Consider the following 23,954-nt stretch of genomic DNA (forward strand, 5'->3'; position numbering starts at 1 on the left):
GTGCAGTCACTCGAACCCCTGACGATCCTCATCGCCGAAGACAGCGCGGCCGATCGCATGCTGCTGTCGAGCATCGTCCGCCGCCAGGGCCATAACGTGCTGACCGCCGCCAATGGTGCCGAGGCGGTCGAAACGTTCCGTCAGCAGCAACCGCATCTGGTGTTGATGGACGCGATGATGCCGGTGATGGACGGTTTCGAGGCGGCCCGGCAGATCAAGCTGCTCGCCGGGGAAACCCTGGTGCCTATCATTTTCCTGACCTCGCTCACCGAAAGCGAAGCCCTGGCCCGATGCCTGGAAGCCGGCGGCGACGATTTTCTGGCAAAGCCCTATAACCCGGTGATCCTGGCCGCCAAGATCAAGGCGATGGATCGCTTGCGCCGCTTGCAGGCCACCGTGTTGCAGCAACGCGACCTGATCGCCAGGCATCATGACTATCTGCTCAATGAACAGCGGGTGGCGAAGGCTGTTTTCGACAAGGTCGCGCATTCCGGCTGCCTGAGTGCGCCGAACATCCGCTACCTGCAATCGCCCTATGCGCTGTTCAACGGTGACCTGCTGTTGGCGGCCTTTACCCCGGCGGGCGACATGCACGTGCTGCTGGGGGATTTCACCGGCCACGGTTTGCCCGCGGCGGTGGGCGCCATGCCATTGGCCGAAGTCTTCTATGGCATGACCGCCAAGGGCTACGGGCTGTCCGAAACCCTGCGCGAGATGAACGCCAAGCTCAAACGCATCCTGCCGGTGGACATGTTCTGTTGCGCAACCTTGCTGAGCCTGAGTTTTCAGCGACGCTCGGTAGAGGTCTGGAATGGCGGAATGCCGGATGGTTATCTGCATTCCATCGCCACGGGTGAGCGCAAGCCGCTGACCGCCCGGCACCTGCCGCTGGGGGTGCTGAGCCCGCAAACGTTCAATGACCGCACCGAAGTGTTCCCGATGGCCATCGGGGATCGCGTGTTCCTGTTGTCTGACGGGGTCATCGACACGTGCGATGGCAACGAACAATTGTTTGGCGTGGGCCGGTTGCAGCAGGTGTTTGCCGCCAATCGTCAGCCTGATGCGCTGTTCGGCGAAATCGAACAGGCCCTGCGCGATTTTGGCGGTGAGGCCCGCGATGACGTGAGCATGGTCGAGGTCAGCCTGCTGGAGGCGACGCAACTGACCCCGCCGGCGCTGGTGTACTCCGACAGTGGCCAGTCCTGCCCACTGGACTGGTCGCTGAATTTCGAGTTTCGCGCCGAGACCCTCAAGCGCTTTAATCCGCTGCCGTATCTTTTGCAGTTACTGCTTGAGGTCCACGGGTTGCGGGCTCAAAGCGGCGCGCTCTACAGTGTGCTCGCCGAACTGTATTCCAATGCGCTGGAGCACGGCGTGCTGGGGCTGGACTCAAGCCTCAAGCGCGATGCATCGGGTTTTGCACGCTACTACCAGCAACGCAATGAGCGGATGGAGGCGTTGCAGGACGGTTTTGTGCGGGTGCATTTGCAGGTCACGCCAGAAGGCAGCGGCGGTTGCCTGGTCATTTGGGTTGAAGACAGTGGCCAGGGATTTGACGTGGCGCGTGTACTGGATCGGCCCCTTGATGGCATCCGTCTGTCGGGGCGTGGAATCAGCCTCGTCCGCCAGTTGAGTCGTAACGCGAGCTGGTCCGACGATGGTCGCAGTGCGCGCGTAGAGTTTTTCTGGGAGGCTCTGGCATAATTCACCCATTCTTGATCAAGGAGTGAGCAAGTGGCTGACACACATCTGGACCAAAACGTGCTGAGCGCGTTGCAGGAAGTGATGGAGGATGAGTATCCGGAGCTACTGGATACGTTCATTCGCGACTCCGAAGCGCGTTTGCATCTTCTGCAAAACTCTGCCGATGCCGTGCAACTCATGGAGGCTGCCCACAGTTTCAAAGGCAGCAGCAGCAATATGGGCGCCATTCGCCTGGCTGAGTTGTGCCATGAGCTGGAACAGCGCGCCAAGCAAAAAAGTCTCACGGGCATTAAAAAACTGGTGGGGGAAATCGACGGCGAATTCGCCATTGTCCGCCCGCTTTACGAGGCGGAAAAACAGCGTTCTCTCTCCGAGTAACCTGACCATCCGGCACTTTTAGTGCCGGACTGGTAAAACTGGCTCGACCCTTGCAGTCATCTCGCTCAACTGTACCTACGATCCCAGTGCAGCGGAGACCGTTTTATGCCCGTTACCCCCAATTCACTTCTTCAGGCCAACACTGCGGCCAAGACATCTGCCGCGTCCGCCAATACCCCGGCGGTGGCTGCCGAGTCTGGGGACAAGGCGTCCAGCTTCGCTGAGGTTTACGCCAATCAGGCTCAGGACAAGCCCGCTGTAGTCGCTGATAAATCGGCCAAACCGGCGACTGACAATGCGCCACAAGGCACTGCAAAGACAGACGTCAGCAGCGATAAGGCTGCCGCCCCGGAACCTGCGGTTGCCGATAGCGGCAATTCCTTGCCCGCCGATAAACCGGCGCCGGTCGAGGAGGATGTGGTCGCCGATGTTCTCGCGCCGGATACCCCCGAGACGCCGGTGGTCGACACCGCGCCAGTCGATCCAAGTCTCGATCCGTCCCTTGATCCTGCCTTGATGGCGGCCGTGCAGCCGGTGATCACGGTCCCGGTCGAGCCAGTTGCTCCGGTTGTTGCCACAGCGCAACCGCAAGTCGCATCACCCGTTGCGGCGGCCATGGCTGCCGCACCTGCGCAAACGGTTCCTGCGCCAGCCAGCCCGACTGCCGAAAGTGATTTCGATCCTGAAGCCGATCCGCTCGATGCCTTGCCGGCAGTGCGCCTGGCCATGGAACAAAGCGGCCACGTTTCCGCGTCCAGCCAGTCTCAGCCAAAAGCCTCCCCGGTTCAGGCCCAGGCTGACGGCGAACTGACCTCGGCGCAGAACTTTACCGCCGGCATGGCGAGTATGCTCGACGTGCAAGCCGACAAGGACAGCACCAGTCAGGGTGGCGAGAAAGCGTTCAGCGGTCTGATTGATGACGGCCTGAAAGACCTGAAATCCGCCAGCAGCGATACCCGTGTCGATGACTTCGCCAACCGTCTGGCGGCATTGACTCAAGCGGCCACGCCGAAAACAGCCAATGCGTTGCCGGTGAATCAGCCGATCGCCATGCACCAGAGTGGCTGGACCGAAGAAGTGGTCAACCGGGTCATGTACCTCTCCAGCGCCAATCTCAAGGCGGCCGACATTCAGTTGCAACCGGCCGAATTGGGTCGTCTGGATATCCGGGTGAACATGGTTCCGGATCAGCAGACCCAAGTTACGTTCATGAGCGCCCATCCAAGCGTTCGCGAAGCACTGGACAGCCAGATGCATCGCCTGCGTGACATGTTCACCCAGCAGGGCATGGGGCAGGTCGACGTCAACGTGTCCGACCAGTCGCGTGGCGGGCAAGGACAGGGCCAGGAGCAGGCGCAGCAGGGGCAGGGTGGTCGCACCAATGCCGCTGGTGGTCGCGTGGACTCAATGGATGAAGAGCTTGCACCGACGGTGGCTGAAGTGGCGCAAGCCGCTACCAGCGTGATTGGCACCAGCGCCGTCGACTACTACGCCTGATAAAAACGCAAAACCCCTTGTGGGAGAGGGCTTGCTCGTGAATGCGGTCTGGAGTTCAACAGTAATGTTGGCTGACACACCGCTTTCGCGAGCAAGCCCGCTCCCACATTTGATTTGTGGTGTCCCTGAAATCCCCGCCCAGCGCTCTCCCGACACTTCTGGCATAACACTTGCTCTTGCCTTGCCGTGCGACTGTGAAAACCCGAATAGTGACGGATTATTGGCATGGCGAAGAGCGAAGCAGTAGTAAAAGACCCCGCAACCAAAGGCAAGATCAAGCTGATTGTTTTGATCGTGGTGGCCTTGCTGCTGGCGATCGGCATGTCCGTGGGGGCGACCTGGTTCTTCATGCACAGCGCCCAGAGCAAACCGGCTGCGGTGGAAACTGCGGTGGTCGGCAAGCAGCCCGCGATTTTCGAGCCCATGGCGCCGGCCTTCGTGGCCAACTACAACCAGAATGGCCGCCAGCGCTACATGCAGGTGAGCATCACCATGCAGGGCCGCAACCAGGCCGATCTGGAAGCGCTCAAGGTGCACATGCCGGTGATCCGCAACAACCTGGTCATGCTGTTCTCCGGCCAGGACTTCACCACCCTGGCGACGCCGGTTGGCCAGGAAATGTTGCGTCAGAAGGCCACGGCCAGCGTGCAGGAAGTGGCGCAGAAAGAACTCGGCAAAGTGGTTATCGAACAGTTGCTTTTCACTAATTTCGTACTGCAGTAGGAACACGACATGGCCGTGCAGGACCTGCTGTCCCAGGATGAGATCGATGCGCTGTTGCATGGCGTCGACGATGGTCTGGTACAGACCGATAACGTTGCTGAACCCGGCAGCGTCAAAAGCTACGACCTGACCAGCCAGGATCGCATCGTCCGCGGACGCATGCCGACCCTGGAAATGATCAACGAGCGTTTCGCCCGCTACACCCGCATCAGCATGTTCAACATGCTGCGCCGCTCGGCGGACGTTGCCGTCGGTGGTGTGCAGGTGATGAAGTTCGGCGAATATGTGCACTCGCTGTACGTGCCGACCAGCCTCAACCTGGTCAAGATCAAGCCGTTGCGCGGCACCGCGCTGTTCATCCTCGACGCCAAACTGGTGTTCAAGCTGGTGGACAACTTCTTCGGCGGCGATGGCCGTCACGCCAAGATCGAAGGGCGTGAATTCACCCCGACCGAACTGCGCGTGGTGCGCATGGTGCTGGAGCAGGCTTTCGTCGATCTGAAGGAAGCCTGGCAGGCAATCATGGAAGTGAACTTCGAGTACATCAACTCGGAAGTGAACCCGGCCATGGCCAACATCGTCGGCCCGAGCGAAGCGGTGGTGGTGTCGACCTTCCACATCGAACTCGATGGCGGTGGCGGTGACCTGCACGTGACCATGCCGTACTCGATGATCGAGCCGGTGCGCGAAATGCTCGACGCCGGTTTCCAGTCGGACCTCGACGATCAGGACGAGCGCTGGGTCAACGCCCTGCGTCAGGACGTGTTGGATGTCGACGTGCCGATCGGTGCCACGGTTGCCCGTCGCCAGTTGCGCTTGCGCGACATCCTGCACATGCAGCCGGGGGACATCATCCCGGTCGAGATGCCGGAAGAAATGATCATGCGCGCCAATGGCGTGCCTGCGTTCAAGGTCAAGATGGGCTCGCACAAAGGCAACCTCGCGTTGCAGGTGATCGAGCCGATCGAGCGCCGCTGACCGGCGCTCAAACCTCCTTGTTTTAACAGAATGCTACTAACCGAATTTTTGCCCGCCGAGGACAAATGATGAACGACGATATGAACGCGCAGGACGATCAGGCGCTGGCTGATGAATGGGCTGCGGCCCTGGAAGAAACCGGTGACGCCGGTCAGGACGATATCGACGCCTTGCTGGCTGCCGATACCGCTGGCTCATCGTCCAACCGTCTGCCGATGGAAGAGTTCGGCAGCGTGGCGAAGAGCAACGATCCGGTGAGCCTGGAAGGCCCGAACCTGGACGTGATTCTCGATATCCCGGTGTCGATTTCCATGGAAGTGGGCAGCACCGACATCAACATCCGTAACCTGCTGCAACTCAACCAGGGTTCGGTGATCGAGCTGGACCGTCTGGCCGGCGAGCCGCTGGACGTACTGGTCAACGGCACGCTGATCGCGCACGGCGAAGTGGTCGTGGTCAACGAGAAGTTCGGCATCCGCCTGACTGACGTGATCAGCCCAAGCGAACGCATCAAGAAGCTGCGCTAAGTGAAAAAGGTTTTGGGGTTTGTGCTGGCATTGCCGTTCAGTGCGCTGGCTGCCGAGACGGTAGCGACCACTACGACGGCCGCTGCGCCGGCGGTCAGCAGCGGCGTGGCCGGGCAATTGACGCAGTTGGTGTTCGGCTTGCTGCTGGTGCTGGGGTTGATCTTCTTCCTCGCCTGGCTGTTGCGCCGTGTCCAGCAGGCGGGGCCGGCCGGCAAAGGGCAGGTGATCGAGCTGATCGGTTCCCGCGCGTTGGGCCCCCGTGACCGTTTGATGCTGGTGCAGGTCGGCAACGAACAGATTCTGCTCGGTCTCAGCCCCGGCACCATCACCGCGTTGCATGTGCTCAAAGAGCCGGTGCAAGTGCCGGGCGTGACAGAAAAAGCGACCCCGGAGTTTGCCCAGCGTCTTTTGGAGATGCTCGGCAAGGATCAAAAGGATAAGAAGTAATGGGTGCGTTACGCATCGTCTTGACGCTGGCCCTGATGCTGGCTGCGCCGCTGGCATTCGCCGCCGATCCGTTGTCGATCCCGGCGATCACCCTGGGCACCAACGCCAATGGCGCTCAGGAATATTCGGTCAGCCTGCAAATCCTGCTGATCATGACCGCGCTGAGTTTCATCCCGGCGTTCGTCATGCTGATGACCAGTTTCACGCGGATCATCATCGTCTTCTCGATCCTGCGTCAGGCCCTGGGCTTGCAGCAGACGCCCTCGAACCAGATCCTCACGGGCATGGCGCTGTTTCTGACGCTGTTCATCATGGCGCCAGTATTTGACCGGGTGAATCAGGACGCCTTGCAGCCGTATCTGGCGGAAAAACTCACCGCTCAGGATGCCGTCGCCAAGGCCCAGGTGCCGATCAAGGACTTCATGCTGGCGCAGACGCGCAGCAGCGATCTTGAACTGTTCATGCGCCTGTCCAAGCGCACCGACATCGCGTCGCCGGATCAGGCGCCGCTGACCATTCTGGTGCCGGCGTTTGTCACGTCCGAGCTTAAAACCGCGTTCCAGATCGGCTTCATGATCTTCATTCCGTTCCTGATCATCGACCTGGTCGTCGCCAGCGTGCTGATGGCAATGGGCATGATGATGCTCTCGCCACTGATCATTTCCCTGCCGTTCAAGATCATGCTGTTTGTGCTGGTGGATGGCTGGGCGTTGATCATCGGTACGTTGGCGAGCAGCTTCGGCGGTGTGTCGCCATGACGCCGGAAGTCGCGGTAGACATCTTTCGCGAAGCGCTGTGGCTGACCACGATGATGGTTGCCGTGCTGGTGATCCCGAGTCTGCTGGTGGGCCTGTTGGTGGCGATGTTCCAGGCCGCCACGCAGATCAACGAACAGACCCTGAGCTTCCTCCCGCGCTTGTTGGTCATGCTGGTAACACTGATTGTTGCCGGCCCGTGGCTGGTGCAAACGTTCATGGAATACATCCTGCAGTTGTACGGCAGCATTCCTCAGGTCATTGGCTAAACCATGCCGTCGCTGTTGCAGCTGACCGACACCCAGATCAGTACCTGGGTGGCGACGTTCATGTTGCCGCTGTTTCGCATCGGCGCGTTGCTGATGGTCATGCCGGTGTTCGGTACGACGCTGGTGCCCAAGCGCGTACGCCTGTACTTCGCATTGGCGATCACTGTAGTGATTGCGCCGGGCCTGCCGCCGATGCCGCCGGTCAGTGCGCTGGACTTGAGCGGGTTGCTGCTGATCGCCGAGCAGATCCTGATTGGCGCGATCCTGGGCTTTTCCTTGCAGCTGTTCTTTCAGGCCTTCGTGATCGCCGGGCAGATCGTCTCGATTCAGATGGGCATGGGCTTCGCGTCGATGGTCGACCCCACCAACGGCGTGTCGGTGGCGGTGATCGGGCAGTTTTTCACCATGCTGGTGACGCTGCTGTTCCTGTCCATGAACGGGCATCTGGTGGTGTTCGAAGTCCTGACTGAAAGCTTCACCACCCTGCCGGTGGGCAGCGGGTTGTTGGTCAATCATTTCTGGGAGCTGGCCGGCAAGCTCGGCTGGGTCCTGGGGGCGGCGTTGGTGCTGGTGCTGCCGGCGATCACGGCGCTGCTGGTAGTCAACATCGCATTCGGCGTGATGACCCGGGCCGCGCCGCAGCTGAATATTTTCTCTATCGGTTTTCCGCTGACCCTGGTGCTTGGGCTGTTCATCGTCTGGGTCGGGCTGGCGGACATCATCAATCAGTATCAACCGCTGGCCACCGAGGCCCTGCAGTTTTTACGCGAACTGGCACGGGCGCGCTGAGTCATGGCTGAGAGCGAAAGCGGTCAGGACAAAACAGAAGACCCCACGGAGAAACGCAAAAAGGACTCCCGGGACAAGGGTGAAATTGCGCGCTCCAAGGAGCTCAACACCCTGGCGATCATGCTTGCCGGCGCCGGCGGCCTGCTGATTTTCGGCGGCGCCCTGGCGCAGGAAATGATGGAGCTGATGCGGATGAACTTCACGCTCTCGCGGGAAGTGATTCTGGATCAGCGCAACATGGGCACCTTCCTCCTGCATTCGGGGCAGATTGCGCTGGTGGCGATTCAGCCGGTGATGATCACTTTGGTGTTGGCCTCGTTGCTCGGCCCGATTGCCCTGGGTGGCTGGTTGTTCTCGGCCGGCTCGATGGCACCGAAATTCAGTCGCATGAACCCTGCGGCCGGGCTGAAGCGGATGTTCTCGCCCAAGGCGCTGGTCGAGTTGCTCAAGGCGCTGGCGAAGTTTCTGATCGTGCTGTTCGTGGCGCTGGCGGTGTTGTCTTCCGACATCGACGACCTGATGCGCATCGCGCACGAGCCGTTGGAGATGGCGATCATTCACAGCCTGCAAGTGGTGGGCTGGAGCACCTTGTGGATGGCCTGCGGGCTGATCATCATCGCCGCCGTCGACGTACCGGTGCAGTTGTGGGAAAGCCACAAGAAACTGCTGATGACCAAGCAGGAAGTGCGCGACGAGCACAAGGATCAGGAAGGGCGGCCGGAGGTCAAGCAGCGCATTCGCCAGTTGCAGCGTGAAATGTCGCAGCGGCGGATGATGGCGGCGATTCCCGAGGCGGATGTGGTCATCACCAACCCGACGCACTACGCCGTGGCGCTCAAGTACGACCCGGACAAGGGCAGCGCGCCGGTACTGCTGGCCAAGGGCAGCGACTTCCTGGCCTTGAAAATCCGTGAAATCGCCGTGGCCAACAATGTGCTGTTGCTCGAATCGCCGGCCTTGGCGCGTTCGATCTATTACTCCACCGAGCTGGAGCAGGAAATCCCCGGTGGCCTGTATCTGGCGGTCGCCCAGGTATTGGCCTACGTCTACCAGATCCGCCAGCACCGCGCCGGCAAAGGCAAACCGCCTGAGCCGCTCAAGGACGACCTGCCAATCCCGCCGGACCTGCGCCGCGATTCCTGATAGATGCGCTGACTCTACCGGCCTCATCGCGGGCAAGCCACGCTCCCACATTTGAAATGCATTCCCCTGTGGGAGCCGGCGGTGCGACGATTCGACTTGCCCGCGATGGGGCCGGCCCAGGCGATACAAATCCCTGAAAAAACATCTATTTCAAGCGCCTGCAAAAGTTGGAAGGCTTCTTGCAATAGCCGCTTTGCGCCAGCTTCAGGCGTCAAAAGTTTGCTTTAAAGGAACGGGGAAAACCGTGGATCGCTCTCAGTTATTCAACAGTGCTCGCACAAACGTTGCCGACTTAAGTCGGGGCAATCTGGGCGTGCCGTTGTTGCTGCTGGTCATGCTGGCCATGATGATGCTGCCGGTGCCGCCGTTCCTGCTGGACGTGTTCTTCACGTTCAACATTGCGCTGTCGATCGTCGTGCTGCTGGTCTGCGTCTACGCCTTGCGGCCGCTGGACTTTGCGGTGTTCCCGACCATTCTGCTGGTGGCGACGCTGCTGCGACTGGCGCTGAACGTGGCCTCCACGCGGGTGGTGATGCTCCACGGTCAGGACGGCCACGCCGCCGCCGGTAAGGTCATCCAGGCCTTCGGTGAGGTGGTGATCGGCGGTAACTACGTGGTCGGTATCGTGGTCTTCGCGATTTTGATGATCATCAACTTCGTCGTGGTGACCAAGGGTGCCGGGCGGATTTCCGAGGTGAGCGCACGCTTCACCCTCGATGCAATGCCCGGCAAACAAATGGCAATCGACGCCGATTTGAACGCCGGCCTGATCGACCAGAACCAGGCCAAGCTGCGCCGGATGGAAGTCGCCCAGGAAGCCGAGTTCTACGGTTCCATGGACGGTGCGAGCAAATTCGTGCGCGGTGACGCCATCGCCGGTCTGTTGATTCTGTTCATCAACCTGATCGGCGGCATGGCGGTCGGTATCTTTCAGCACGGCATGACCTTTGGCGATGCCGGTCGGGTGTACGCCCTGTTGACCATCGGTGACGGTTTGGTGGCGCAATTGCCATCGCTGCTGTTGTCGACAGCCGCAGCGATCATGGTGACCCGTGCTTCCGGTTCGGAAGACATGGGCAAGCAGATCAACCGCCAGATGTTCGCCTCGCCGAAAGCGCTGGCCGTCGCGGCGGGTCTGATGGCGGTGATGGGCCTGGTGCCCGGCATGCCGCACTTTTCCTTCCTGAGCATGGCGGCTCTCGCTGCCGGTGGTGCATACCTGTTCTGGAAGAAGCAGAACGTGGTCAAGGTCCAGGCCCTGCAAGAGGTCAAGCGTCAGCAGGAACTGCTGCCTTCGCCGTCCCGCGCCATGGAGACCAAGGAACTTGGCTGGGATGACGTCACGCCTATCGACATGATTGGCCTGGAAGTCGGCTATCGCCTGATTCCGCTGGTGGACCGCAACCAGGGTGGTCAACTGCTGGCGCGGATCAAGGGCGTGCGCAAGAAGCTGTCCCAGGACCTGGGCTTCCTGATGCCGACGGTGCACATCCGTGACAACCTCGACCTGGCGCCGAGTGCCTATCGCCTCACGTTGATGGGTGTGATCCTGGCCGAAGCCGAGATTTACCCGGATCGCGAACTGGCGATCAACCCGGGGCAGGTCTACGGCACGCTTAATGGCATAACCGCCAAAGATCCGGCTTTTGGCCTGGAGGCGGTCTGGATCGAAATCAGCCAGCGCGCCCAGGCGCAATCACTCGGTTACACCGTGGTCGATGCCAGTACCGTGGTTGCCACGCACTTGAACCAGATCCTGTACAAACACTCCAGCGAACTGATCGGTCACGAAGAAGTCCAGCAACTCATGCAATTGCTGGCCAAAAGCTCGCCTAAACTGGCTGAGGAACTGGTGCCGGGGGTGGTTTCGCTGTCGCAACTGCTCAAGGTTTTGCAGGCGCTGCTGGCCGAACAGGTGCCGGTGCGCGACATTCGCAGCATCGCCGAGGCCATCGCCAACAACGCCGCCAAGAGTCAAGATACTGCCGCTTTGGTGGCCGCTGTACGGGTCGGCGTATCCCGCGCAATCGTCCAAAGCATTGTAGGCACTGACTCCGAGCTACCAGTGATCACCCTGGAGCCAAGGTTGGAACAGATATTGCTCAATAGTCTTCAGAAGGCAGGACAAGGCTCGGAAGAGGGCGTTCTGCTGGAGCCAAGCATGGCAGAGAAGCTGCAGCGCTCGTTGATCGATGCGGCGCAGCGTCAGGAAATGCAAGGTCAACCGGTGATTCTGCTGGTGGCCGGTCCGGTTCGCGCGATGTTGTCGCGATTTGGCCGACTGGCAGTCCCGGGTTTGCATGTGTTGGCTTATCAGGAAATCCCTGACAACAAGCAAGTGACCATCGTTGCGACAGTAGGGCCCAACGGCTGAGGTAGTGGTTTATGCAAGTTAAGCGTTTTTTCGCCGCCGATATGCGTCAGGCCATGAAACTGGTTCGTGATGAGCTGGGCGCCGATGCCGCCATTATTGGCAATCGCCGGATCGCCGGTGGTGTCGAGCTGACGGCTGCGCTGGATTACAAATTGTCGGCGCTGGCCCCGCGTGTTCCGAACATGGAACTCGAGGATGAGCTGCGCAAGACCCAATCGCGCATCGTCACTGCCCAGGCCGAATTGAGCCTGCGTGGCGATGGCGAGACCGAAGGTGACAAGATCACCAATCGCCAGTTGTTCGCCGGCCTGCCACTGACCGCCGCCGAGCCGTTGATCGAACCGACCTACGCCGAGCCGCGTCGCTCGGCGCCTGCCCCGGCACCGGCTGCCGGCGGCGTTGATCCACGTGCGTTCGACTCGATGCGTTTCGAACTCAACAGCCTGCGCGAACTGATGGAAGTACAACTCGGCTCGCTGGCCTGGAATCAGTTGCAAGGCAGCCGCCCGGCCCAGGCCAACCTGTGGCGTCGCCTGCAACGCATCGGCCTGTCCGGCCCGTTGTCGCGCGATCTGCTGGCCATGATCGGTGATATCGATGAGCCCCGTCAGGCCTGGCGCATGTTGCTGGCGCATCTGGCGCGGATGATTGCCACGCCGGAAGTCGAGCCGCTGGAAGAGGGCGGCGTGATTGCCATGGTCGGTCCCGCCGGTATGGGCAAGACCACCACCCTGGCCAAGCTCGCGGCCCGTTACGTACTCAAGTACGGCGCACAGAACATCGCGCTGGTGAGCATGGACAGCTTCCGCATTGGCGCCCAGGAGCAACTCAAGACGCTGGGGCGGATTCTCAATGTGTCGGTGACCCACGTCGATCCGGGCCAGTCACTGGTTCAGGCGCTGGAACCACTGCTGCGCAAACGCGTGGTGCTGATCGATACCGCAGGCCTTCAGGCCAGCGATCCAGCCTTGCGCATGCAGCTCGAAAGCCTGGCCGGGCGTGGTATCAAATCAAAAAATTACCTGGTGCTCGCAACCACCAGCCAAAAACAGGTTCTAACGGCCGCTTATCATAGTTACAAGCGCTGCGGGCTCGCTGGCTGCATCCTGACTAAACTGGATGAAACGGCAAGTCTGGGCGAGGTGCTGAGCCTGGCGATCAGTCATGAATTGCCGGTGGCGTACCTGACCGATGGCCCGCGGATCCCGGATGATTTGCATCTGCCGCGCCGTCATCAGTTGGTCAGTCGCGCCGTAAGCGTACAAATGCAGGAAGAACCCAGCGAAGAAGCCATGGCTGACATGTTCGCTGATATTTACCACAGCCCGACCAAGCAGGTTGGCTAAGGTAGTAATGAACAGTTTTTGTACCTACATCGATGGTCTGCCATGCATTGTTCCATTCGTGAACGCGCAGCCAGTAATGTGGCCTCCGTCTATGCAAGACAAGGTAAAGAAATAACATGGGCAGCATGCATCCCGTACAGGTGATCGCGGTGACCGGCGGCAAGGGTGGCGTCGGCAAGACTAACGTGTCAGTGAATTTGTCGCTGGCCCTGGCTGAGCTCGGCCGTCGCGTCATGCTGTTGGACGCTGACCTGGGCCTGGCGAACGTCGACGTCCTGCTGGGACTGACACCCAAACGTACCCTTGCCGACGTGATCGAAGGCCGCTGCGAGCTGCGCGACGTTCTGTTGCAGGGCCCGGGCGGTATTCGAATCGTTCCGGCCGCGTCCGGCACCCAGAGCATGGTTCACTTGAGCCCGGCTCAACACGCCGGCCTGATCCAGGCGTTCAGCGACATCGGCGACAACCTCGACGTATTGGTGATCGACACCGCTGCGGGCATAGGTGACTCGGTAGTCAGTTTTGTTCGCGCCGCGCAGGAAGTCTTGCTGGTGGTTTGCGACGAGCCGACCTCGATCACCGACGCCTACGCGCTGATCAAACTGCTTAACCGCGATTACGGCATGAACCGCTTCCGCGTCCTGGCCAACATGGCCCAGAGCCCGCAAGAAGGTCGCAACCTGTTCGCCAAGTTGACCAAGGTCACCGACCGCTTCCTCGACGTTGCCTTGCAATACGTCGGCGCGGTGCCTTACGACGAAAGCGTGCGCAAGGCTGTGCAGAAACAACGTGCCGTGTATGAAGCCTTCCCGCGTTCCAAGTGCGCCCTGGCGTTCAAGGCCATCGCGCAGAAAGTTGATACCTGGCCGCTGCCTGCCAACCCGCGTGGGCACCTTGAATTTTTCGTCGAGCGCCTCGTGCAACAGACCGCAGGACCCGTCCTATGACAGCCAGTGGCTACAACCTCTACAAGAAGTCGGCACGTGACGCGCAGTACGAGCTGATCGAGCGTTACGCGCCACTGGTCAAACGCATTGCTTACCACTTGCTGGCCCGTCTGCCGGCCAGTGTCCAGGTTGAAGACCTGATCCAGGCCGGGATGATCGGCCTGCTTGAAGTGTCGACCAAATACGACGCCAGCAAAGGCGCCAGTTTCGAGACGTACGCGGGCATACGAATCCGCGGCGCCATGCTCGATGAAGTACGCAAGGGGGACTGGGCGCCACGCTCGGTCCACCGAAATACCCGTATGGTCAGTGACGCAATTCGCTCTATTGAAGCTAAAACCGGCCGTGACGCTAAAGATCACGAGGTTGCGGCCGAACTCCAATTGAGTCTCGACGATTATTACGGGATTTTGAACGACACCCTGGGCAGCCGCTTATTCAGTTTCGACGATCTGTTGCAGGACGGCGAACACGAAGGGCTGCACGAGGATGGCGCGAGTGCTCATCTCGAGCCGTCACGCGATCTGGAAGATGAACGCTTCCAGGCGGCGCTGGCGGACGCGATTGCCAATTTGCCGGAGCGCGAGCGACTGGTGTTGGCGCTGTACTACGACGAAGAGTTGAATCTCAAGGAAATCGGTGAGGTCCTGGGGGTCAGCGAATCACGGGTCAGCCAGTTACACAGCCAGTGCGCGGCCCGTTTGCGGGGGCGTTTGGGGGAGTGGCGAGCGCGCTGAAGGCAGTGTGGGGACACTGCGAACGGGGCTGGTGCGGATTTCAACGGCACCGGTCGCGATCTGTTGTGCTCCAGACAGTCATCGAGTGAATTGCCGAATTGATTGAAATGGCGCGTCCAGGTGCTGGGCGCGTTTAAGACTGCTTGGAGGTCGAATTGGACAAGAACATGAAAATCCTCATCGTTGATGACTTCTCAACGATGCGGCGGATCATAAAAAACCTGTTGCGTGACCTTGGGTTCACCAACACGGTCGAGGCGGATGATGGCACTACGGCCATTCCGGTTCTCAACAGCGGGAGCATCGACTTTCTGGTAACGGACTGGAACATGCCCGGCATGACCGGTATCGATCTGCTGCGCCACGTGCGCGCCGATGAAAAGCTCAAGCACCTGCCGGTGTTGATGGTGACCGCTGAAGCCAAGCGCGAGCAGATCATCGAAGCGGCCCAGGCCGGTGTAAACGGCTATGTGGTCAAACCCTTCACGGCCCAGGCGTTGAAAGAAAAAATCGAGAAGATTTTCGAACGCATCGGTTGATCCACTGCGCCACGGGGGAGCTATGGAGCATAAAGAATCTTCACAGGGCGATTTTGAATCGACCCTGAAAAAACATGCCGTCGAACTGGTCGCCAGCCTTGAAAAAGGCAGGTTCGGCGAGGCTGTGCAACTGATCCATGAGCTCAATCAGACCCGTGACCGTGGCCTGTATCAGGAAGTGGGCAAGCTCACTCGCGAGCTGCACAGCGCGATCGTCAATTTCCAGATTGACCCGAACATGCCGCAAGCCGAGGAAGTGTCGCAGATCACGGACGCCACCGAACGCCTGGGGTATGTGGTCAAGCTGACCGAGGCCGCGGCCAACCGCACCATGGACCTGGTGGAAAGCGCCACGCCGCTGGTCAACAGCCTGAGCGAAGAAGCCCAGGCGTTGAGCACGGACTGGAGCCGGTTCATGCGCCGCGAAGTCGGGGCTGAAGAGTTCCGTGAGCTGGCCCGCCGCGTCGACGGTTTCCTGACACGCAGCACCGAGGACAACCGCACGGTGTCGAGCAACCTCAACGACATCCTGCTGGCTCAGGATTACCAGGACCTCACCGGTCAGGTGATCAAGCGCGTGACCCAGTTGGTCACCGAAGTTGAAAGCAATTTGCTCAAGCTCGTCCTCATGGCCAGCCAGGTAGACCGCTTTGCGGGTATCGAACATGACCGTGAATCGATGCTCGCCGAAAAAGATCCACAAAAACATCTCTCTCAGGGTGAAGGTCCGCAGATTCATGCCGATAAAAGAGAAGACGTTGTGTCCGGTCAGGACGATGTGGACGATTTGCTATCCAGCCTGGGATTTTAGAGTTTTAGCATTCTAGGTTTTTTAGGTTTTTAGACCTGTAGGAGCACCCCCTTAATGAGCTTCGGCGCCGATGAAGAGATCCTTCAGGATTTCCTGGTTGAGGCCGGCGAGATTCTAGAGCAACTGTCCGAACAGCTGGTCGAGCTGGAAAGCCGACCGGATGATGCGGACTTGCTCAATGCAATTTTTCGCGGTTTTCACACTGTAAAAGGGGGCGCCGGCTTCCTCCAGCTCAACGAGCTGGTGGAGTGCTGCCACATCGCCGAGAACGTGTTCGACATCCTGCGCAAGGGTGAGCGTCGCGTCGACTCGGAACTGATGGACGTGGTCCTCGAAGCGCTGGACGCGGTGAACAGCATGTTCGGCGAAGTCCGCGAGCGCAGCCCGGTCACGGCTGCCACGCCTGAATTGCTGGAGGCCCTGGCCCGTCTGGCCGAGCCGCAAACCGCTGATGAAGCTGCACCGGTTGCTGAAGTGGTTGAAGCACCTGTCGCCGAAAGTGAATCGGGCGACATCACCGATAACGAATTCGAACAACTGCTGGACTCGCTGAACGCCGTCAAGGCGCAGGCCGAGGCGCCAGCGGCTGCACCAACGCCTGCCAGCGATGCCGCTGCCAGCGACGAAATCACCGATGCCGAGTTCGAGTCGTTGCTCGATCAACTGCACGGCAAAGGCCAGTTCGCCGTCGATGCCGTGGCCCCTGCGCCAGCGGCACCGGCTGCGCCGAAAGCGGCGGGCGACAGCTCCGACATTACCGACGACGAATTTGAAGCACTGCTCGACCAGCTGCACGGCAAAGGCAACTTTGCGGTGGACGCGCTGGAGTCGGCCATTGCTTCGGTACCGGCTACACCTGCGCCAACCGCGGCCGCGGCGGGTGGGGATCTGATCTCCGATCACGAGTTCGAATCGCTGCTCGACGAATTGCACGGTAAAGGCAAGTTCACCGACGTGGCGACAGGCACTGTCGTCACTGCCCCGGCGCCCGTTGCCAAGGCAGCGGCGCCGGTGGCCAAAGCGCCAGAACCGAAAGCCGAGACACCTAAAGCAGAGACACCGAAACCGGCTGCCGCTGCTGCACCGGCCCCGGCCCGCGCTCCGGCCGCGCCGCCACCGGAAAAACCGGCCAGCGAAGCCGAGACCACCGTGCGGGTCGATACCGCGCGTCTCGACGAAATCATGAACATGGTCGGCGAATTGGTACTGGTGCGTAACCGCTTGGTTCGCCTGGGTGCCAACAGTGCCGACGAGGCTATGTCCAAGGCTGTGTCGAACCTCGACGTGGTCACGGCCGACTTGCAAACCGCGGTCATGAAGACCCGGATGCAACCGATCAAGAAAGTCTTCGGGCGCTTCCCGCGCCTGGTTCGCGACCTGGCTCGCCAGCTCAAGAAAGAGATCAACCTGGAACTGGTCGGCGAAGAAACCGACCTCGACAAGAACCTCGTCGAGGCCCTGGCCGACCCGCTGGTCCACTTGGTGCGCAACGCGGTCGACCACGGCATCGAGTCGCCGGAAGAACGCGAAGCCTCGGGCAAGTCCCGTGGCGGCAAGGTGATCCTTGCGGCGGAACAGGAAGGCGACCACATCCTGCTGTCGATCTCCGATGACGGCAAAGGCATGGACCCGCACGTCCTGCGTTCCATCGCGGTAAAACGCGGTGTGATGGACAAGGACGCGGCGGATCGCTTGAGCGACACCGAGTGCTACAACCTGATTTTCGCGCCAGGGTTCTCGACCAAGACCGAGATCTCCGACGTGTCGGGTCGTGGCGTGGGCATGGACGTGGTGAAAACCAAGATTTCCCAGCTCAACGGCTCGATCAACATCTACTCGACCAAGGGCCAGGGCTCGAAGATCGTCATCAAGGTCCCGCTGACCCTGGCGATCATGCCGACGCTGATGGTCATGCTCGGCAACCAGGCGTTTGCGTTCCCGCTGGTGAACGTCAACGAGATCTTCCACCTCGATCTGTCGACCACCAACGTGGTGGATGGTCAGGAAGTGGTGATCGTGCGCGACAAGGCGTTGCCCCTGTTTTACCTCAAGCGCTGGCTGGTCAGCTCCGCCGCTCACGAAGAGCAGCGCGAAGGCCATGTGGTGATCCTTTCGGTGGGCACGCAACGGATCGGCTTTGTCGTCGATCAGTTGGTAGGCCAGGAAGAAGTGGTCATCAAGCCATTGGGCAAAATGCTCCAGGGAACCCCGGGCATGTCGGGCGCCACCATCACCGGTGACGGCCGTATTGCGCTGATTCTCGATGTTCCGAGCATGCTCAAGCGTTACGCCACGCGGCGTATTTGATTCTGGTGGAGCGGGGCGACTGAGCCTCGCTCCGTCTAACGGAGTGTTTATGGCAGTCAAAGTCCTGGTGGTGGACGATTCGGGGTTTTTCCGCCGCCGCGTCTCGGAAATTCTTTCAGCGGATTCGAATATCCAGGTCGTCGGAACGGCGACCAACGGAAAAGAGGCGATCGATCAGGCCCTGGCCCTCAAGCCGGACGTGATCACGATGGACTACGAAATGCCCATGATGGACGGCATCACCGCCGTGCGGCACATCATGCAGCGCTGCCCGACGCCGGTGTTGATGTTCTCCTCGCTGACGCACGAAGGCGCCCGGGTCACCCTCGATGCGCTGGACGCCGGCGCCGTGGATTTCCTGCCGAAGAATTTCGAAGACATCTCCCGTAACCCGGAGAAGGTCAAGCAACTGCTGTGCGAAAAGATCCTGAGCATTTCGCGCAGTAACCGTCGCGCCAATACCTACAGTGCCCCGGCCCCGGCCCCGGTCGCTGCACCGGCACCGGCCCCGACACCTGCGCCTGCAAGCGCCAGCAGTTACGGCAGCCACGCACCGACGCGCCCAGCACCTGCACCGATTCCGGCGCGCACCCATGCGCCTGTGTCGTCCGGCCCATCGTCGCCTGCACCGAAACGCAAAGCCTACAAACTGGTGGCCATCGGCACGTCCACGGGCGGTCCGGTTGCGCTGCAACGGGTCCTGACCCAGTTGCCGGCCAACTTCCCGGCACCGCTGGTGTTGATCCAGCACATGCCCGCGGCGTTCACCAAGGCCTTCGCCGAGCGCCTGGACAAGCTCTGCCGCATCAGCGTCAAGGAAGCCGAGGATGGCGACATCCTGCGTCCTGGCCTGGCGCTGTTGGCACCGGGTGGCAAGCAAATGATGATCGATGGCCGTGGCGCGGTGAAAATCCTGCCGGGCGACGAGCGTCTGAATTACAAGCCAAGCGTGGACATCACCTTCGGTTCGGCCGCCAAGTCCTACGGTGACAAAGTTCTGGCGGTCGTGCTGACCGGCATGGGCGCCGACGGTCGTGAAGGGGCTCGCCTGCTCAAGCAGAGCGGCAGCGCGATCTGGGCTCAGGATGAAGCCAGTTGCGTGATCTACGGCATGCCGATGGCCATCGTCAAAGCCGATCTCGCCGACGCGATCTACGGGTTGGAAGATATTGGCAAGCACCTGGTCGAGGCGTGTATCTGATGGATGTTTTAAGCCTGATTGGCATCATCATGGCGTTCGTCGCCATCATTGGCGGCAACTACCTTGAAGGTGGCCACCTCGGCGCGCTGGCCAACGGTCCGGCAGCCTTGATCGTCCTCGGTGGCACCATCGGCGCAGCCTTGCTGCAATCGCCGATGAGCGCCTTCAAGCGTGCCATGCAAATCCTTGGCTGGATTCTGTTTCCGCCGCGCGTTGACCTGGCCGGCGGCATCGACCGCGTCGTCAACTGGAGCCTGACCGCCCGCAAGGAAGGTTTGCTCGGTCTGGAAGGGGTGGCCGATGCCGAACCTGACAGCTACTCGCGCAAAGGCCTGCAACTGCTGGTTGACGGTGCCGAACCGGAAGCGATTCGCAGCATTCTCGAAGTGGATTTCTACACCCAGGAAAGCCGCGACATTGAAGCCGCCAAAGTCTTCGAAAGCATGGGCGGCTACGCGCCGACCATCGGGATTATCGGTGCGGTGATGGGCCTGATCCATGTCATGGGCAACCTGGCCGATCCGACCCAACTGGGCAGCGGCATTGCCGTGGCCTTCGTCGCGACCATCTACGGCGTGGCCAGTGCCAACCTGGTGTTGCTGCCGATTGCCTCCAAGCTCAAGTCCGTGGCCTTGCGTCAGTCGCGTTATCGCGAAATGTTGCTGGAAGGGATCCTGTCGATCGCCGAAGGTGAAAACCCTCGCTCTATTGAGTTGAAGCTTCAGGGCTTCATGGATTGATTGGGGGTAATGGATTATGGCTCGTCGTCGCCAACCTGAAGAACATGTAAACCACGAACGCTGGCTCGTTTCCTACGCCGACTTCATCACCTTGTTGTTCGCGTTCTTCGTGGTCATGTACTCGATCTCTTCGATCAACGAAGGCAAGTACAAGGTCATTTCACAGGCATTGATCGGGGTCTTCACCGACGCCGATCGCTCGCTCAAGCCGATCCCGGTCGGCGAAGAGCGGCCGATGACCGTGACCCCGGCCAAACCGTTGGTGAAAGACAGTGAACAGGTCGATGCCGGGGTTGCCGGTTCCAGTGATCCGCTGAAAAGCATCGCCGATGACATCAGCGCCGCGTTCGGTGACTTGATCAGCTCCAACCAGATGACCGTGCGCGGCAACGAGTTGTGGGTCGAGATCGAACTCAATTCCAGCCTGTTGTTCGGCAGCGGCGATGCCATGCCCAGCGACACCGCCTTCAATATCATCGACAAGGTCGCCAGGATTCTGAAGCCATTCGACAACCCGATTCACGTCGAAGGCTTTACTGACGATCAACCGATTCGTACCGCGCAGTACCCGACCAACTGGGAGCTGTCCTCGGCCCGCTCGGCGAGCATTGTGCGCATTCTGGCGATGCAGGGCGTGAACCCTGCCCGTATGGCGTCCGTGGGCTACGGCGAATTCCAGCCGGTGGCCAACAACGCCACTGCTGAAGGCCGCGCACGCAACCGTCGTGTGGTGCTGGTAGTGTCGCGCAACCTCGATGTCCGCCGCAGCCTGACCGGCACCGGTACCGCTCATGCACAACCGGACGCCGCGTTGAAGCGTGCTGGCACACAAACTGCACCGACCCCGGTCAAGGCGCCGGTACGAGAGAGCTCCGTCAATTCTCCGTCACCCGTATTAACACGTTGAGCTATTTCTCGGTCGACTCTGTCGACCGGGCGGAACCCTTCGAATGAGAGTCTGGGCAGTTGCCAATCAAAAGGGTGGTGTTGGTAAAACCACTTCCTCTATCGCTTTAGCCGGTTTGCTGGCCGAGGCGGGCAAGCGCGTGGTTGTGGTCGATCTCGACCCGCACGGCTCCATGACCAGCTACTTCGGCTACGACCCCGACAGCCTGGAACACAGCAGCTACGACTTGTTCCTGCACAAGGGCAGCGTGCCGCAAGGCCTGCCCGGTCAGTTGCTGTTGCCCACCAGCCACGACAGCATTTCCCTGTTGCCCTCCAGCACTGCACTGGCCACGCTTGAGCGCCAGTCGCCGGGGCAGAGTGGTTTGGGCCTGGTGATTGCCAAGAGCCTGGCGCAGTTGTGGCAGGACTTCGATTACGCGGTGATCGACAGCCCGCCGTTGCTCGGCGTGCTGATGGTCAATGCCTTGGCGGCGAGCCAGCAGCTGGTGATCCCGGTGCAGACCGAGCACCTGGCCGTCAAAGGCCTGGAACGCATGGTCAACACCCTGGCGATGATCAACCGCTCACGCAAACAGGCGCTGCCGTTCACCATCATCCCGACCTTGTTCGACCGCCGCACCCAGGCGTCCCTCGGGACCCTGCGCGTGCTGCGAGACATGTACCCGGAAGAAATCTGGCAAGGCTACATCCCGGTCGACACGCGTCTGCGTGACGCAAGCCGGGCCGGGCTCACGCCTTCGCAGTTCGACGGCAAGAGCCGCGGTGTTCTGGCTTACCGTGCTCTGCTCAAGCATTTGCTGGCGCAGCAATCCGTTGCGCAGGTGGCGTGAGATGAACTTTCCTTGCGTGGTGCTTAAATGAATCGGCCGGTGAAAATCACCTCTCGCCCGCAACTGGCGCTCCAGAGCTATCTGGACAGCCTGCTGCAGGACGCGACCGAGGAGCTGGCGCCCGTCATCGAAGCGCCCGCCGAAGTGATCGAGCCTGAAAGCACCCTCGACGAGTTTCAGTTGGCGGTGCTCGAAGAGCAGGCGCGTGATGCGGCGGTGGTTGTGGCGCCTGTGGTTGCGCCAGTAGTGAAGGCGCCAACACCTGTCATGGAAGCGCCGGCACCGATCCTCGCGCCGGTATCGACTATCGCACCGCTTTTGCAAACGCTGGTGCCGCCGCTCGTCGAAGTTCATCTCCCACCGAGCAACACGCCGCCGCCGGTCGAAACCGACGGGCGTCCATCGTGGGCTGCCGAGCCCTTCGAATGCCTGCTGTTCGACGTCGCCGGCCTGACGCTGGCGGTGCCGCTGGTGTGCCTCGGTTCGATTTATTCATTGGCCGGTCATGAGCTGACGCCGCTGTTCGGTCAGCCGGAGTGGTTCCTCGGGATTCTCCCGAGCCAGGCCGGCAACCTGAAAGTCCTCGATACCGCGCGTTGGGTGATGCCCGACCGCTACCGCGATGACTTCCGCCAGGGCCTGCAATACGTCATTTCGGTTCAGGGCTACGAGTGGGGGCTGGCGGTGCATCAGGTCAGCCGCTCGTTGCGCCTGGACCCCAACGAAATCAAATGGCGCAGCCACCGCGGTCAACGACCGTGGCTGGCGGGCACCGTGATTGAACACATGTGTGCCTTGGTCGACGTTTCCGCACTGGCCGAGTTGATCGCCAGTGGCGGGGCAAAGCACATGAGCAGCATCAAGAAACCGGCTCACAAACCGACATAACAAACACGCATCGGCAGTCACTGCCGACGCACAGAACACACACCGCCAGGGCGGTTTTTCGAGGGGTCAGGGTATGAATGATAAGGCGACGGCTGCAAAGGGTTCCGAAGATCCGATCCTGCAATGGGTAACCTTCAAGCTGGACAACGAAACCTACGGCATCAACGTGATGCGCGTTCAGGAAGTCCTGCGCTACACCGAAATCGCCCCGGTCCCGGGTGCCCCGTCCTACGTGCTGGGCATCATCAACCTGCGCGGTAACGTGGTCACCGTGATCGACACCCGTCAGCGCTTCGGCCTGATGAATGCCGAGATCAGCGACAACACCCGTATCGTCATCATCGAAGCCGACAAGCAGGTGGTCGGGATCATGGTCGACAGCGTGGCCGAAGTGGTTTACCTGCGTCAGTCGGAAATCGAAACTGCGCCAAACGTCGGTAACGAAGAATCCGCCAAGTTCATTCAAGGCGTGTGCAACAAGAACAACGAACTGCTGATCCTGGTCGAGCTGGACAAGATGATGAGCGAAGAAGAATGGTCGGACCTGGAGAACATCTGATTGATTCTTGAGGTAGCGGTCATTGTCCTGTTCCTTTTCTGGGCAGGCACGCTGGCGATGTTTCTGGCGTACATACGCGGTCAACGATTGATCGCCGCGCAACAGGCTCAGGGCGATGCGCTGCGGGATCAGCGCATCAAGGACCTGGCCAAACGCGTGGACGACTATCAGCGCGGCAACGTGCGCATGGGTGAAGACCTGCACGAGCTGCGCGCGGTGGTCGGCCCGCTGCCGGACAAACTGGCGCAACTGGAACAACGCGACCCGTCGAGCCTGTCGTTTGCCCAGGCAGCGCGACTGGTCGGGATGGGCGCTACGGTGGATGAACTCACTCAGTCCTGCGGGTTGACCCAGGCTGAGGCGGAGTTGATGCGCAAGCTGCACAAGAACTGATTTTTGCAACTCGGCTGAAATTGCTACGCGAGCAGGCTCGCTCCCACAAGGGCTCAGTGTTGAACACAACATGTGTGAACACCGCCCAACCCTGTGGGAGCGAGCCTGCTCGCGATGGCGGTGTGTCAGTCACCGCAGATAGTGAAAATGCTGCCCTCATCGC

25 protein-coding genes are annotated in these 23,954 nt (G+C 60.5%); all 25 read left to right on the plus strand.

What is annotated here, in order from left to right:
* Entirely contained in the window at positions 1 to 1,704 is a 1,704-nt protein-coding gene (locus BK660_RS15725) for an ATP-binding SpoIIE family protein phosphatase (RefSeq protein ID WP_123434616.1), read from the plus strand.
* Between the two features lie 30 nt (positions 1,705 to 1,734).
* A complete protein-coding gene (locus BK660_RS15730; protein WP_123434040.1) occupies positions 1,735 to 2,082 on the plus strand; it encodes an Hpt domain-containing protein in 348 nt (115 codons plus the stop codon).
* Between the two features lie 105 nt (positions 2,083 to 2,187).
* Positions 2,188 to 3,579, plus strand: coding sequence for a flagellar hook-length control protein FliK (locus tag BK660_RS15735; protein ID WP_123434041.1), 1,392 nt, complete (start codon positions 2,188 to 2,190; stop codon positions 3,577 to 3,579).
* A gap of 225 nt (positions 3,580 to 3,804) precedes the next feature.
* A complete protein-coding gene (gene fliL, locus BK660_RS15745) occupies positions 3,805 to 4,302 on the plus strand; it encodes a flagellar basal body-associated protein FliL (RefSeq protein WP_123434043.1) in 498 nt (165 codons plus the stop codon).
* 9 nt (positions 4,303 to 4,311) lie between these two features.
* Entirely contained in the window at positions 4,312 to 5,280 is a 969-nt protein-coding gene (gene fliM / locus BK660_RS15750; protein WP_027922363.1) for a flagellar motor switch protein FliM, read from the plus strand.
* Positions 5,281 to 5,348: 68 nt separating this feature from the next.
* Entirely contained in the window at positions 5,349 to 5,807 is a 459-nt protein-coding gene (gene fliN, locus BK660_RS15755; protein WP_123434044.1) for a flagellar motor switch protein FliN, read from the plus strand.
* Positions 5,808 to 6,254, plus strand: coding sequence for a flagellar biosynthetic protein FliO (fliO, locus tag BK660_RS15760; RefSeq protein WP_123434045.1), 447 nt, complete (start codon positions 5,808 to 5,810; stop codon positions 6,252 to 6,254).
* Entirely contained in the window at positions 6,254 to 7,012 is a 759-nt protein-coding gene (gene fliP, locus BK660_RS15765; RefSeq protein WP_027922366.1) for a flagellar type III secretion system pore protein FliP, read from the plus strand. The genes fliO and fliP overlap by 1 nt, the downstream gene beginning before the upstream one ends.
* Positions 7,009 to 7,278, plus strand: a complete 270-nt coding sequence (gene fliQ, locus BK660_RS15770) for a flagellar biosynthesis protein FliQ (protein ID WP_007948918.1) — start codon at positions 7,009 to 7,011, stop codon at positions 7,276 to 7,278. The genes fliP and fliQ overlap by 4 nt, the downstream gene beginning before the upstream one ends.
* 3 nt (positions 7,279 to 7,281) lie before the next feature.
* The gene (gene fliR, locus BK660_RS15775) at positions 7,282 to 8,067 is read left to right on the plus strand and encodes a flagellar biosynthetic protein FliR (RefSeq protein ID WP_123434046.1); all 786 of its coding nucleotides are present in this window, start codon (positions 7,282 to 7,284) and stop codon (positions 8,065 to 8,067) included.
* A 3-nt stretch (positions 8,068 to 8,070) separates the two neighbouring features.
* Entirely contained in the window at positions 8,071 to 9,210 is a 1,140-nt protein-coding gene (flhB, locus tag BK660_RS15780) for a flagellar biosynthesis protein FlhB (RefSeq protein WP_123434047.1), read from the plus strand.
* Positions 9,211 to 9,454: 244 nt separating this feature from the next.
* Entirely contained in the window at positions 9,455 to 11,584 is a 2,130-nt protein-coding gene (flhA, locus tag BK660_RS15785) for a flagellar biosynthesis protein FlhA (protein ID WP_123434048.1), read from the plus strand.
* A gap of 11 nt (positions 11,585 to 11,595) precedes the next feature.
* Positions 11,596 to 12,930 carry a flagellar biosynthesis GTPase FlhF gene (gene flhF / locus BK660_RS15790; protein WP_123434049.1) on the plus strand — a complete coding sequence of 445 codons (1,335 nt, stop codon included), beginning with the start codon at positions 11,596 to 11,598 and terminating at the stop codon, positions 12,928 to 12,930.
* Positions 12,931 to 13,046: 116 nt separating this feature from the next.
* Complete coding sequence (gene fleN / locus BK660_RS15795) at positions 13,047 to 13,877, plus strand: flagellar synthesis regulator FleN (protein ID WP_003222917.1); 831 nt, start codon at positions 13,047 to 13,049, stop codon at positions 13,875 to 13,877.
* A complete protein-coding gene (gene fliA / locus BK660_RS15800; RefSeq protein ID WP_007894214.1) occupies positions 13,874 to 14,614 on the plus strand; it encodes an RNA polymerase sigma factor FliA in 741 nt (246 codons plus the stop codon). The genes fleN and fliA overlap by 4 nt, the downstream gene beginning before the upstream one ends.
* Positions 14,615 to 14,781: 167 nt before the next feature.
* The gene (locus BK660_RS15805) at positions 14,782 to 15,153 is read left to right on the plus strand and encodes a chemotaxis response regulator CheY (protein WP_003183998.1); all 372 of its coding nucleotides are present in this window, start codon (positions 14,782 to 14,784) and stop codon (positions 15,151 to 15,153) included.
* Between the two features lie 22 nt (positions 15,154 to 15,175).
* Positions 15,176 to 15,964 (plus strand): protein phosphatase CheZ, encoded by a 789-nt coding sequence (locus tag BK660_RS15810; RefSeq protein WP_027922371.1) that lies wholly within the window; start codon positions 15,176 to 15,178, stop codon positions 15,962 to 15,964.
* 54 nt (positions 15,965 to 16,018) lie between these two features.
* Complete coding sequence (locus BK660_RS15815; RefSeq protein ID WP_123434050.1) at positions 16,019 to 18,271, plus strand: chemotaxis protein CheA; 2,253 nt, start codon at positions 16,019 to 16,021, stop codon at positions 18,269 to 18,271.
* A 49-nt stretch (positions 18,272 to 18,320) separates the two neighbouring features.
* Positions 18,321 to 19,472, plus strand: coding sequence for a protein-glutamate methylesterase/protein-glutamine glutaminase (locus BK660_RS15820; RefSeq protein WP_123434051.1), 1,152 nt, complete (start codon positions 18,321 to 18,323; stop codon positions 19,470 to 19,472).
* Positions 19,472 to 20,212, plus strand: coding sequence for a flagellar motor protein (locus tag BK660_RS15825; protein WP_027922374.1), 741 nt, complete (start codon positions 19,472 to 19,474; stop codon positions 20,210 to 20,212). The genes BK660_RS15820 and BK660_RS15825 overlap by 1 nt, the downstream gene beginning before the upstream one ends.
* Positions 20,213 to 20,228: 16 nt before the next feature.
* Positions 20,229 to 21,119, plus strand: coding sequence for a flagellar motor protein MotD (gene motD, locus BK660_RS15830; RefSeq protein ID WP_123434052.1), 891 nt, complete (start codon positions 20,229 to 20,231; stop codon positions 21,117 to 21,119).
* A 43-nt stretch (positions 21,120 to 21,162) separates the two neighbouring features.
* Positions 21,163 to 21,951 (plus strand): ParA family protein, encoded by a 789-nt coding sequence (locus tag BK660_RS15835; protein ID WP_123434053.1) that lies wholly within the window; start codon positions 21,163 to 21,165, stop codon positions 21,949 to 21,951.
* Positions 21,952 to 21,978: 27 nt separating this feature from the next.
* Positions 21,979 to 22,839 (plus strand): CheW domain-containing protein, encoded by an 861-nt coding sequence (locus BK660_RS15840; protein ID WP_123434054.1) that lies wholly within the window; start codon positions 21,979 to 21,981, stop codon positions 22,837 to 22,839.
* Positions 22,840 to 22,912: 73 nt separating this feature from the next.
* Positions 22,913 to 23,398 (plus strand): chemotaxis protein CheW, encoded by a 486-nt coding sequence (locus tag BK660_RS15845; RefSeq protein ID WP_007946765.1) that lies wholly within the window; start codon positions 22,913 to 22,915, stop codon positions 23,396 to 23,398.
* Positions 23,399 to 23,791 (plus strand): DUF2802 domain-containing protein, encoded by a 393-nt coding sequence (locus tag BK660_RS15850; RefSeq protein ID WP_027922379.1) that lies wholly within the window; start codon positions 23,399 to 23,401, stop codon positions 23,789 to 23,791.
* Positions 23,792 to 23,954: the final 163 nt, after the last annotated feature.

Source organism: Pseudomonas brassicacearum (assembly GCF_003732265.1).
GTDB classification, from domain to species: domain Bacteria; phylum Pseudomonadota; class Gammaproteobacteria; order Pseudomonadales; family Pseudomonadaceae; genus Aquipseudomonas; species Aquipseudomonas brassicacearum_D.